General features: G+C 34.8%; 12 protein-coding genes. All 12 read left to right on the top strand.

The window, feature by feature from the left end; all coding sequences use genetic code 11:
* Positions 1 to 166 precede the first annotated feature (166 nt).
* The 12 genes from OH144_RS12475 (at position 167) to OH144_RS12420 (ending at position 13,117) form a co-directional block, all read left to right on the top strand.
* A complete protein-coding gene (locus OH144_RS12475; protein WP_266202571.1) occupies positions 167 to 532 on the top strand; it encodes an EamA family transporter in 366 nt (121 codons plus the stop codon).
* Positions 529 to 1,518 carry a glycosyltransferase family 2 protein gene (locus tag OH144_RS12470; protein WP_266202570.1) on the top strand — a complete coding sequence of 330 codons (990 nt, stop codon included), beginning with the start codon at positions 529 to 531 and terminating at the stop codon, positions 1,516 to 1,518. The genes OH144_RS12475 and OH144_RS12470 overlap by 4 nt, the downstream gene beginning before the upstream one ends.
* 132 nt (positions 1,519 to 1,650) lie before the next feature.
* On the top strand, positions 1,651 to 2,910 hold the full coding sequence (locus OH144_RS12465) for a hypothetical protein (RefSeq protein ID WP_266202569.1): 1,260 nt from the start codon (positions 1,651 to 1,653) through the stop codon (positions 2,908 to 2,910).
* Between the two features lie 357 nt (positions 2,911 to 3,267).
* Positions 3,268 to 4,137: a glucose-1-phosphate thymidylyltransferase RfbA gene (gene rfbA, locus OH144_RS12460; RefSeq protein WP_266202568.1), complete on the top strand. Its 870-nt coding sequence runs from the start codon at positions 3,268 to 3,270 to the stop codon at positions 4,135 to 4,137.
* 163 nt (positions 4,138 to 4,300) lie between these two features.
* Positions 4,301 to 4,846: a GNAT family N-acetyltransferase gene (locus OH144_RS12455; protein WP_266202567.1), complete on the top strand. Its 546-nt coding sequence runs from the start codon at positions 4,301 to 4,303 to the stop codon at positions 4,844 to 4,846.
* Between the two features lie 8 nt (positions 4,847 to 4,854).
* A complete protein-coding gene (rffA, locus tag OH144_RS12450; protein WP_266206339.1) occupies positions 4,855 to 5,988 on the top strand; it encodes a dTDP-4-amino-4,6-dideoxygalactose transaminase in 1,134 nt (377 codons plus the stop codon).
* Between the two features lie 5 nt (positions 5,989 to 5,993).
* Positions 5,994 to 7,208 carry a TDP-N-acetylfucosamine:lipid II N-acetylfucosaminyltransferase gene (locus OH144_RS12445; protein WP_266202566.1) on the top strand — a complete coding sequence of 405 codons (1,215 nt, stop codon included), beginning with the start codon at positions 5,994 to 5,996 and terminating at the stop codon, positions 7,206 to 7,208.
* A gap of 282 nt (positions 7,209 to 7,490) precedes the next feature.
* Entirely contained in the window at positions 7,491 to 8,951 is a 1,461-nt protein-coding gene (locus OH144_RS12440; protein ID WP_266202565.1) for a lipopolysaccharide biosynthesis protein, read from the top strand.
* On the top strand, positions 8,948 to 10,009 hold the full coding sequence (locus OH144_RS12435) for a nitroreductase family protein (RefSeq protein WP_266202564.1): 1,062 nt from the start codon (positions 8,948 to 8,950) through the stop codon (positions 10,007 to 10,009). The genes OH144_RS12440 and OH144_RS12435 overlap by 4 nt, the downstream gene beginning before the upstream one ends.
* Before the next feature lie 4 nt (positions 10,010 to 10,013).
* On the top strand, positions 10,014 to 11,159 hold the full coding sequence (locus OH144_RS12430; protein WP_266202563.1) for a polysaccharide pyruvyl transferase family protein: 1,146 nt from the start codon (positions 10,014 to 10,016) through the stop codon (positions 11,157 to 11,159).
* Between the two features lie 77 nt (positions 11,160 to 11,236).
* Positions 11,237 to 12,127: a glycosyltransferase gene (locus tag OH144_RS12425; protein WP_266202562.1), complete on the top strand. Its 891-nt coding sequence runs from the start codon at positions 11,237 to 11,239 to the stop codon at positions 12,125 to 12,127.
* A gap of 153 nt (positions 12,128 to 12,280) precedes the next feature.
* Entirely contained in the window at positions 12,281 to 13,117 is an 837-nt protein-coding gene (locus tag OH144_RS12420) for a glycosyltransferase family 2 protein (RefSeq protein WP_266202561.1), read from the top strand.
* Positions 13,118 to 13,163 lie beyond the last annotated feature (46 nt).

Genomic DNA, 13,163 nt, shown 5'->3' with positions numbered 1-13,163 from the left:
GAGTTAGATAGTAGCATCATAAGAAGGTACACTTTCCCTAAACAGTATGTATCACCCGATTTCAAATTATAGGCTTTTCGTTTTCTATATTTTAGCCAGGTTTAAAGATTCTATGTGATGCAAATAGCTTATATAATTCTAGTTGTTTGAATAAATATTAGTAATAATGAATCCTTATCTATACATAGTAGGTACGATAATTTTTACAGTTTATGGTCAAATCATACTCAAGTGGCGGTTAGGTCAAAAAGGTGTTCTACCTGAAACCTTAGCTAATAAGTTGATCTTTCTTGTAAATGCTTTATTGGATCCCTTCATTTTTTCAGGTTTTGCTTCTGCATTCATAGCCTCACTTTTTTGGATGGCAGCAATGACGAAGTTTGAAATCACAAAGGCTTATCCATTTATGAGTTTAGCGCCTGCTATAGTTCTTGTAGTTGGGGTCATTTTCTTAAATGAAAACCTCACCATAGGAAAAGTTGTGGGGCTAATATTTATATTTATTGGTACTATTATAACAGCGAAGCTATGACTAATTACTACAACTTTCATATTTCGGTGATTAGTCCAGTGTATAAAGCTGAAGCAGTTTTGGAAGAACTTGTTTCTAGAATATCTTCTTCTGTAGAGAGCATTACAGACAATTATGAGATTATCTTGGTTGATGACCGTAGTCCGGACAGATCTTGGGAGAAAATGGTTGCTATCGCTAATGCGAATCCAAGAGTCAGAGCAATTAGGTTAAGTAGAAACTTTGGGCAGCATTATGCTATAACAACGGGTATTGATATTGCCAGAGGGGAATGGATAGTGGTTATGGACTGTGACTTACAGGACAAACCGGAAGAGATTACTAGTCTTTATAAAAAAGCTTGTGAAGGGTTTGATGTAGTTCTTGCAAGAAGGTTCGAAAGAAAAGACCGATTAGTAAAAAGAATGTTTTCTAAAATATTTTATAGAACATTAGGATACTTAACCGGAACACATCAAGATGAAAGTGTTGCAAACTTTGGCATCTACAATAGTAAAGTTATTTCTTCTGTAAAAAGTTTAAGAGAGAGCATTCGGTACTTTCCTACAATGGTACAATGGGTAGGTTTTGAAACAACAAGTATAAATGTTGAACATGCGGAACGAAGTCAAGGAAAGTCAAACTATAACTTTGATAAGCTGTTAAGACTCGCATTAGATATAATGCTTGCATTTTCAGACAAGCCAATTCGTATGGTAATCAAATTTGGTCTTTTTATCGCTCTGTTATCATTTGTATTTGTAGGTTTCACTCTGTACAAGTGGTTAAATAATGATATAGAGGTTCTAGGTTATGCAAGTTTGATTATATCTATATGGTTTCTGACTGGCTGCACTTTGGTCACAATTGGTGTGGTAGGGCTGTATGTTGGAAAAACATTTGAGGGTGTAAAAAATAGGCCATTATATATTATTGATAAAGATGTATCCTGCTCACTTGAGCAAATACAAAAATATGACAAAGAAATTTCGAATTGTGAGGTTTAGTTAGAACTAGATTCGCTACCATCGTTGGTAAAAGTTATAATTGTTAATCTAGTTCAGATGTAGGATTCTACAAATTAACACTCTGAAAAGGAGTTGAATCAATCAAAACATATATTACTATCACTTTAGAGTATGCATTCTGCACAAAGCACTTCCACAATTCAAAAATATAAAGCTGTTGACGAGAAACCATCTCGATTAAGGGGAATAAAAAGTAATCTTCAAAGGTCAAAAGCTGATCTTATCTTCTTATTTATATACTGTATTGTATGCTTTCTTATTTTTTATGCGATAATATACCTGCGTATTGGCACAGATTTACAGTTACATATTAAGTTACTTAAAGAATATGTGTTGCATAACTCTTTCCCCAATCCTCCTTTATACTATTTATCAATATATATTCTAGATTTAGCTTTCTCATCGGGTTTCAAAATCTCTACTATAATAGTACTTACCTTAGCTTCGGCATACAAATACTTTATAGTCGCGAACTATATTGCAGAAGATAAAATTCAGAATAACAAGTGCCGCATCATTAGGTCTTTAATAATTTTTCTACTTATGTTTTTAGGGCCGATTATAATTTATCCATGGGATGGTTCTAGATGGTACCTGGGAAAGTTTACCTCAACGATATGGCATAATTCTACGACAATATTCATGTTTCCAATAGCAATATTATTGTTTATAAAAAGCATAGAACTTTTTCGGAGAATTCACTTTAAAAACATTCTTTTTGTATTATTTTTGAGCGTCTTGTTAATCTTATCAAAACCAAGCTTCCTTTTTGCATTAATACCCTCTTTACCAATGGTTTATTTAATTGAGGTAAAGAGGATTGATAAGAAATTTGTTCAAATCTCTGCATTGATGGCTCTAGTGTTTGCTCTTCTTCTAGTTCAAAAGGAACTAATATATAATAGTGAATTAGATAATTTGGCATACAATGGGGATGAGTCTGGAATCACGTTAGCTCCCTTTAAAGTTTGGTTAATCTGGGCAAACAACCCATTGATAAGTATATTAAGTAGTTTTGCATTGTTGATTACTATCGTGACTTTGAACTTTAGAGTAATGGTCAATAAGCTTGATTTCAAGTTTGCATCAGTGCTCCTTATGACCTCTCTAGTAATTTACTTTTTATTGGCTGAAAGTGGACCGAGGATGCTACACGCTAATTTCTATTGGCAAGTTCCTGTGGCTTTTTTAATATGTTATATGGTTGTTATAAAGATATATTTAAAAAGTCTTTGGAGTACATATGGAGGCATCATTTCATGGAAGGAAATAAAGCTAAAAGACTATTTTATATTAACCATGTATTCAATGCACTTAGGTAGTGGTTTGTTATACATAGCGAAACTCATCATCTTTAAGCACTACAGGTAATAAAAGATTTAAGCATCGACTTTTATATACATTGCTTTTACCAATAACAGTTAACAAAAGGAGCTAACCACAAGGGGAAGGTAGCAGTTCTTTCTGAGGCTTTGTCCTTGAACGGAGTAGAAAGTTAGCTTCACAATGTCGAAAGCTTAAAGTAAATTTATTTTAGTTACTGGTTATTAGATGATTGCTTAGTAAGTGGCTTGCCCTACCTTGGTGTTGTCTAGAGTCATACAAGAAGTGTTATGTTAAATAGGTGTTCCTAAAGTATTTTAAAATGGTCACACATTCTATTGACTACCATAAATAAAATAAGTTGATAAATATTATAGTGTTCTTATAAAGTATTATTCAGTCCAAATGAAAGGAATTATACTAGCAGGGGGATCGGGTACTCGCTTGCACCCATTAACTTTGGCTATAAGTAAACAATTAATGCCAGTTTATGATAAGCCAATGATCTATTACCCGCTCTCAACCCTTATGCTATCAGGTATTAGAGAGATTCTTATTATTTCCACACCATACGATCTTCCCCTTTTTGAGCGCCTTCTTGGAGATGGAAGTAGTATAGGATGTCGTTTTAGTTACGCTGTGCAGCAGGAGCCGAATGGGTTAGCGCAAGCTTTCGTAATCGGGGAAGAATTTATAAATAAAGACAAGGTGGCCCTTGTGCTTGGAGATAACATCTTTTATGGGAGTGGAATGAGTAAATTACTCCAGGCTAATAATGACCCCGAGGGTGGGGTAATATATGCTTATCACGTGCACGATCCTGAACGTTATGGTGTGGTTGAATTTGACCAAAGAATGAAAGCGCTTTCTATTGAGGAGAAGCCGATAAGTCCGAAGTCTAGTTTCGCAGTGCCAGGACTATACTTCTATGATAATGAAGTTGTAGAAATAGCTAAAAATCTAGAACCAAGCCCTAGAGGCGAGTATGAGATAACTGATGTGAATCGAGAATATTTAAGAAGAGGTAAGCTAAAGGTTGGACTTCTTAATCGTGGAACTGCTTGGCTAGATACAGGAACTATTGAATCACTGATGCAAGCTGCTACTTTTGTCCAAGTGATAGAAGATCGTCAGGGACTTAAAATAGGTTGTATAGAAGAGGTAGCTTGGCGTATGGGGTATATTGATGATAGCCAGTTAAAAGAGATTGCTGAACCACTTAGGAAGAGTGGTTATGGAGAGTATTTGCTTAACTTGATTGGCCAATTAAAGTGAAATGGAACTTAGACATCTAGACTGGGACTCGAATTTCTACGAGAAAAAAATATATAGGTGTGATATATCAAAGGATTGCAGTTTTAATGATTTATCGAGATTAAAGCAAATAGATGCAGATCTAATATATATATTTATACCTGATACCTTGTATAACGATAGGTTGTCAACAGATTTAAATAATTACGGGGCAGTCCTTTATGATAAGAAAGTGACCTTCCAGAAAGAAGTACCGAAAGTATCTCAAGTCATTGAATTCAATATTAACTTTGAAGAGGTTGAAGTTCTAACTTCTGAGCTAGAGGACTTGGCTATCCAGAGTGGTGAGTTTTCTAGGTTTAAGGTTGATCCTAAGCTAAATTTCAAATTTAAAGAAATGTACCGCACTTGGATGGATAGGTCAGTGAAAAAACAAATAGCAGACAGGGTAATAGCTGCTAAAGATGACACTGGGAAGGAGGCAGGATTTATATCTTTATCAAAAATTGGTTCTGTTGGGAAAATAGGTTTAATAGCAGTTGATAAAAGTTGTAGAGGGAAAAAGATTGGAACACAACTGCTTTATCAAGCTGATGTTTTTTTCCAGAATTCCGGGGTAAGTAGTTGTGAAGTTGTAACACAGTTAGATAATTTCCCCGCTTGTTCTCTATATGAAAAGAATGGATACTTTAAGAAAAGAGTAGAATATATTTATCATTATTGGAAATAATTAAAAAAATGCAAATACCATTTAATAAACCACATTTAACAGGTAAAGAGGCGCATTACATGTATGATGCAGTCTATACAGGAAAATTATCTGGTAATGGTAAATATACACAACAGTGCCAGAACTTCTTTAAAGAGAAGTATGGCTTTGGAAAGTGCCTCCTTACAACTTCTTGTACTGATGCTCTGGAAATGGCTGCAATACTTATTGATATTCAGCCAGGTGATGAAGTAATAATTCCTTCCTATACGTTTGTATCAACTGCGAATGCTTTTGTATTAAGAGGCGCAAAAATAATTTTCGCAGATAGCCGTAAAGATCATCCTGGAATTGATGAAGATATTATAGAGAATTTAATTACAAAAAAAACTAAAGCCATTGTGCCAGTACATTATGCAGGTGTAGCATGTGACATGGACAAAATAATAGATATAGCTAATCGATATAATATTTGGGTGATTGAGGATGCAGCTCAAGCCATAGATAGCTACTACACGGGTAAAGATGGTATAAAAAGAGCATTGGGTTCGATTGGCCATTTAGCAGCCTTCTCTTTTCACGAAACTAAAAATATAATCTCGGGAGAAGGGGGAATGTTGGCGATTAATGATCCTAAGTTTGAGAAAAGAGCTGAGATAATTTGGGAGAAGGGTACAAACAGATCTGCATTTTTTCGTGGAGAGATAGACAAATATGGCTGGGTTGATGTAGGGTCATCTTTTTTACCTTCCGAAGTAATTGCAGCATTTCTATGGGCACAGTTAGAGAATATTGATAGTATTCAAGTTAAAAGGAAAGAAAACTGGTATGCTTATTGGAATGCAATAGTAGAGTGGGCAAATATAAATGATGTCCAACTTCCTTTTATACCCTCTAATGCCACTAATAATGCGCACATGTTTTATTTTGTATGCAAAAATGTAGAGCAACGTTCTACTGTGTTGGCAAAGTTGAAGGAAGCTGGGGTTTTGGCTGTTTTTCACTACTTAAGCCTGCATAAGAGCCAGTTCTATTCTGGAAAGCATGACGGCAGAGCATTACCTAATTCAGATTATTATTCTGAATGCCTAATAAGGCTTCCATTGTTCTATGATCTTTCTCTTGAAGACATAAACAGAGTAATAGAAGTTTTAAAAAGATAAGGGTAATGATTTTTCACTTTGTTGTTGATGAAAAGGTTACAGATCAAGTAATTGAAAACTTTGATATTACTGATGAAAATGTATTCGTTATATTTTGTAGCAAAGGAACGGAAGAATTTAGACATATAAGACGAAGTGGGGACAATGTTTTATATTTTGATTACCAAGTAGATGATATAAATGCTTTAGTAAGTTTATACAAGCCTGAGGCAGTTATACTTCATGGATTACAGCATGTATTTGCTGTAACAATACTAAAGTTAAAGAAAGAACTAACTATTGGTTGGTATGTATGGGGCTTTGACATTTATGGCTTACCGAAAATAAAGCCATATATATATGCTCCCCTAACAAGCAATTTACTTTCAAGGCTCGATAAAGGTCGAGCAGTAAAAGTACTACTCAAGCAGAACAAGTTTATTAGGAGTTTTTACTCAAGATTCATAGATAAGTCTCCCGATTATGTCTCAACTAAAATACAGGCTCTAAAAAGAATTTCATATTGTATCTCCTATATAAAAGAGGATTATGATTTGTTTTCCCAACACTATCCTAATAAACTGACATTTGTCCACTGTGCTTTGAGTAGCCTTGATCAATACTTGGCAAATAAAGTATCTCAAGTACTCTCAAAGAATGCAGGAAACATTTTGATAGGTAATTCGAATTCATTTGAATCAAATCATTTAGATGTATTTGATATACTTAATCATAATGACTGCAAGGCTTTGATAAGTAACTCTAAGATTTACGTCCCACTTAGCTACGGCGGCAATGAAACTTATACAGAAGAGGTCGTGACTAAGGGTAAATCACTGTTTGATAATCAGTTCCAGCCCTTGCTCAGCTTCATTGATAGAGAGGAGTATGTAAAAATTTTAAAAACATGCGCTGTTGGTATATTCTACCATTTTAGGCAACAGGGAATGGGCAACTTAATAGCCATGCTGTATTTAGGCTCAAGAATTTATATGTCGCATAAAAATCCGGCATACCATTTTTTTGTAAAAAATAAAGTTTTAGTTTTTGAGCTGGAAACAGATTTCAAAGTGTATGGTTGCAGCCAACTTTCTATAGAAGATAGAGAACATAATAGGTTAAGGCTGGAAGATATTTTTAGCAAAAATAAAGTTGCTACAGATGTTGAAAACTTATATAAAGTGCTAAAAAGAAGTAAAAATGAAGTTAGTATAAGCGAAAGGAGAGAGAATCTTATTTAATGAAAAGCCCGCTCTTTGGCGGGCTTTTCATTAAATAAGATTCATAAAGTCGATTATGATGAATAAACTTTGAGTAAGCAAAAAATAATAAAGCATACAAGAAGTATGTTCTTATTGCAACACGCCTTAATTAAAAACTTGGTACTTTTGGAGATATATATGCAGTTTTATTGTTCCTCCGTGTTATTTCTGTTGAGAAGTTTAAAGTTCGTAGATAATTCAAAAGAGTGGATAGTTCAGTAATTCAGTACCTTTTTGAGTAATTTTTGCAGGAGATATTACATGAATACTAAAACCCTTAAGGGTAGAGTTGCAAATGGGGTTTTCTGGAATACTGTGCAACTAGTGGTAAACAGAGGATTTGACTTCTTAATAAAGTTAGTACTTGCAAAATTGTTATACCCTGAACAATTTGGTTTAGTAGGTATGGCTGCTGTTTTTGCTAGTTTTGTACAGGTATTCAATGAGTTAGGCATTGGGGCTGCGCTTGTTCAGAAAAAGGACGCAGATCTAAGAGAGGCACATTACCATACAGCATTCTGGACAGGAGTAATTTGGTCTTCCTTTTTGTACCTTTTAATAGCTTTTGTGGTTGCTCCTCTGGCTGCCGCCTTCTACAATGAGCCGACATTACAAAGAATCATTCCTATCCTAAGTATAGGAGTCTTGTCAAGTCCGGTAAATCTGGTTCATAATGCGCAATTAGTAAAAGCGATGAACTTTAAAAAACTTGCTTTCATTAGTAACGCTTCCAAACTGTTTTCTGGTATCTTATCTTTAACCTTAGCACTTTTGGGAGCAGGAGTATGGGCTCTTGTTTTCAATTCTGTGGCATCATTTATTATAGCAATGCCATTGTATTTTAAAGCTACAGGCTGGACGCCTAAGTTTATGTGGGAGGAAAAGGCTTTTCGCGACATCTTTGGTTTTGGGATATATACAACTGGTACAAATGTTTTTAATAACTTAACTTCCAACATAGATTACCTATTAATTGGAAAGCTAATGAGTGCCTCAGCTTTAGGTACATATACCTTAGCATTTGTTCTTACAGATACTTTTAGAAGTCAACTAATGAGCATAATGAACAAAGTTATGTACCCGGTTTATGGACAAAAACAAGATGACTCTCATGCTCTAAAGAAATATTACCTTAATGTTGTAAAGTATAATAGCCTAGTTGTTTATCCAATCATGGTTTTCATTTTTGTACTAGGTGAACCATTTGTTTTAAAGATTTTTGGGAACAGGTGGGTAGACACTATTATACCCCTGAAGATTCTAGCCCTATCAGTTATGGTTCATATGATGGTGAACAGTAATACCTCTCTGATTCGAGGTCTTGGTAAACCAGGACTTGAGATGCGAATACAGTTATTTAAGACATTATTAATATATGTACCAACGATAGTAGTTGGTATTCATTATTACGGAATAACAGGTGCTGCTTGTGCAATTCTTTTAAATAAAATCCTAAGTGTATTTATAGCACAATATTTCTTAAAGAAGTTAATTGATTTAAGTTTAATAGAACTCATAAAGGAATTGCGAGTGCCAGTGCTTGCTTCATTAATTGCTTTTGCAGCTTCTCGCTTACTTCATGAATACAGTGTTAATTTTATCGTATGTGCTGTTGTATTATTATTTACATATATAATAGTGGTTTGGTTAATGATGAAAGAGGAAATAATAAGTCAACTTAGGAGTTTAGGTATCTATAAGCCAAAGGATAAAATAATATGATCAATAAATTAAAACGAAAAGGTAAATCTCTTAAAAGTGTATTCGTAAATGAAATGCTACCAAAGTTTTGCTATAGGTCAAGGTGGCTTTCAAGTGTGTATTATATTGTGAGTACAAAATTTTCGAGAGAGCACCAAGCTGTGTTAGCGGGTAGATTGAAACATCAAAAAGAAGCCAAGAAACTTAAATCAAACTATTATTTATTAGTAAGGAACACACACCGGCTTGAAAAGGGGCTTCTAATGAAGCCTAGGAGAGCTGTGTTTGCAAAAGACTTCATATCAGAAACAGTTGATTCCTTTGGAGGCGTATGGCAATCAAATAAAAATGATTCAAATAATCCTCAGCTCAAGTGGTTCCGAGATGTATTGATTGAGTATTTCGAAATATCTGGAGAAGATAAAGTCGTAAAGCAGAACCACGAAAAGTTCAAAGCTATATTAAATGGGGCGACTCTGGAACAAGATTTATCTAGAGAACTGAAATCTATACCCTACTTTAGAAGTGCCGAACAAATTAGCGATATAACCTTTGAATCTTTTTTCAAACTCACAAAACAACGTCGATCCGTAAGATGGTTTTTGCAAAAGCCTGTTTCCAGGGAATTGATAGATAAAGCCATTCTAGCTGCAAATCAATCCCCAAGTGCATGTAATAGACAGCCTTTTGAATTTAGAATTTTTGATGATCCTACCCTTGTACAGCAGGTTGTAAAGATTCCAATGGGTACAAAAGGGTATGGTCATACCATTCCCGTAATTGTAGTAGTTGTTGGTAACCTGGATGCTTATTTTGATGAGCGTGACAGGCATGTAATTTATATTGATGCTTCCTTAGCAAGCATGTCTTTTATGCTTGCTCTAGAGACCTTAGGTCTAAGCAGCTGCCCGATAAACTGGCCCGATATAGAAGAGAAGGAGACAGAAATGGAGACGTTTCTGGACCTAGAACCGCATCAAAGACCCATTATGTGTATAGGTTTAGGATATCCAGACTCAGAAGGAATGGTAGCTTATTCAGAAAAAAGACCATTAGTTCAAATAAGAAGATACAACTAAGAAGATGTTTATAGAATTGAGAGGAGTCGAGTTTGTAAATAAAGGAGCTGAGTTAATGCTTTATGCTATACTACAAGAATTAAAAAAAGAATTTCCCAATGCAAAGCTTGTTATGGAAAAGAGTGGCCGGGCTCCCATTGCCAAACAAAGAGAGCTAGGTATCCTAACCAAATTTAGATTCTCTAGGCATAAAAAGCTTGTAGACATTCTGGAAAAAGTTATTCCTAGCGCGTTATTAAATGCAGGAGGCTATGTTAAAGAAAATCAAATCCAGATAGTTCTTGATGGGTCTGGTTTTGCATTTGGAGATAAATGGGGAGCTAACAAAGCTGGATCAAGATTGGCGGATCATATAGTTAGGTGGAAGACTGAGGGCAAAAAAGTTATACTTCTTCCACAGGCTTTCGGCCCTTTTGAAGATGAAAAGTTAAGGGCAAAGATGAAATTGATAATAGATCATGCTTCTTTAGTTTTTGCAAGAGACAAAATATCTTATGATCATCTCTTAGGATTATCGGCAACAAAGACAAATATTAAGCAAAGGCCCGATTTTACTAATCTAATTAAAGGTGACGTGCCTGCTTACTTTGAAACATCTAAAAATGAAGTAGCAATAATTCCGAATTCTCAGATGATAGCAAAAGTAAAAGATGCTGGTGAAAAAGAAAGATACCCTTCTTTATTAGAGAATGTAGTAGAATTAGTTAGGGAAGAGGGTTTTGCTCCATTCTTCTTGATACACGAAGGAGAATCAGATAAAGCAATTGCTGATGTAGTCAATAAAAAAATAGGTCAACCAATACCTGTAATAGTAGAAGATAACCCTTTGAAAGTAAAAGGAATAATTGGAAATAGCAAAGCTGTAATAACTTCGAGATTCCATGGACTTGTCAGTGCACTTTCACAAGCTACCCCTTGTTTAACTACTGGTTGGAGTCATAAGTATGAAATGCTTTTGGAGGATTATGATTACTCTGAAGGAATGCTATATACAGATATGGCTACTGATGAACTAAGAAGCAAAATTAAATATATATTAGAACCATTCTCGTCTAACGCAATTAAAATAAAATTAGAGGAAAAATCTTTAGAGCAGAAGAATCAGACTAAAGTCATGTGGTCTGAAGTAGTGAAAATGATAGCGCAATAGGCAAAAATGTTGAACCATTACCACTTATGTTATTGTGATTCGATACTCACTAACTGTAAAAAAAGAAGACTAAAGAAGTGAAACCGCTTACTATATCTATTATAATTCCTACTTACCATGACTGGAATCGGCTTTCTCTTTGTCTTCAGGCATTAGAGAGGCAATCATACCCAAAAGAGTTCATTGAAATTATTGTGGTCAATAATGCCTCAGATGATCAAATCCCTGAATGGCTTGATATACCTGATAATTGCAGAATAATTGTTGAGAAGGAAAGAGGATCTTATGCGGCCAGAAATACTGGGATAAAATTATCTGAAGGCGAAATCCTTGCATTTACAGATTCTGATTGTATACCTGATATAAATTGGATTGAAAATGCGATTAGGTATTTTAAGGAAGGGCCAGGAATTCACAGGATTGGAGGCAGGGTAGAGTTATTTTATCAAACAGATAAACCTAATCTGGCTGAAGCCTACGAAACAATATATGCATTTCGGCAGGATCTATATGTTAAAGATGGGGGAGCGGTTACCGCAAATATGATATCTCGTCGTAACGTTTTCGAGGAAGTTGGGCTTTTTAATAGTAACATGTATTCAGGAGGTGATAATGAATGGGGACAAAGAGCAACAGCAAAAGGCTTCAACATTGTTTACGCACCAGAGGTTATAGTCAAACATCCCGCAAGAAACAAAGTAAGAGATTTAGTTCGAAAGGCGAGACGCATCTCTTCGGGCTTAAGCCAAAAGCGAAAGTCTAAAGTTTCCACACACTTTAAAAAGTTAGTTCGGCTGATATTTTTACCTCCTTTTGGAGAATTGAAAAATATTTTTTCCAACCGTTATGCCATAACCAGTTGGAAAAAAATAGCTGTGTTTTCCCTTCGTTACTACATTCTCCTGGTGATTAATGTCGAAAACATAAAATTTCATTATGGGGCAAAACCATTCACTGATACTATTTAGGATAAATTTTTAAGAATAGATTAAAAACAGTTCATTAAAGAATCTCTAGTAATCTAATTCAGCATAGTAATTAAGCAGAAGATATAAGTAAGTAACAGATCTTCCTAAAAAATAATGACAAGTTCGAATACTAAAGGATCAAGTCCTTTCAATATGACAGATTTATATCCTACACAGGTTGAAGACAAGCCTTTAGTTACCATAGTTACACCTGCTTTCAATAGAGGTGACATCATCACAGCTACCATTGAAAGTATCCAAAGACAGAGTTACAAGAATTGGGAGCTACTTATTGTGGATGACGGCTCAACAGATAACACAGAGGAAGTAATAAACCACATTAGAAAAAAAGATGAGCGTATAATTTTCTTTAAAAGACCCTCACATCATAAAAAAGGTGCTAATAGCTGTAGAAACTTTGGAATTCAAAACGCTAAAGGTGAATTTATAAAGTGGGTTGATTCAGATGATTTATTAGACCCTGATGCCCTTCAAAAGCAAATCGACACTTTTAAAGATAATCCTGGTTTGAATGTATGTTTTTCTCATGGTAGGTTCTTCAACAATGAAACATTTGAGCTAGAGGAAAGATGGTCTCGCAAGTTATCCTCTGATGACCCTTTGTGGGATCATATAAGGAATGAACTTATGTGGCCTATTGGAGGGCCACTTTGGAGAAAAAAGTTTGTGGAAAATCTTCCTTTTGACATTGATTTGAAGAACTCTCAAGAGTGGCTTATGCATGGAATACAAACCCTAAGGCTAAAAAATGATGAATATATAATTCTCAAAGATATACTCTACTTGATTAGGAGAGGCAACATTCGCATGAGTTCAAGTAAGTCAAGTGAATATTATTTTAATCAAGCGAAGGCAAGAGTAAAGCTATTATCACATATTGACATAAATTTTCAAAATAGGAAATATATAAAGGAGCTAATAAAACAATACCTCATTTACAGCCTTCATGGGTGGAAAAATCGATTCTGAATAGGGGTTTAGATGAACTAAAAGTAAAAACCATAAATGTTATTCC

This window comes from Pontibacter kalidii, from assembly GCF_026278245.1.
GTDB lineage: Bacteria > Bacteroidota > Bacteroidia > Cytophagales > Hymenobacteraceae > Pontibacter > Pontibacter kalidii.
This window is presented reverse-complemented; position numbering and strand designations above follow the sequence as displayed.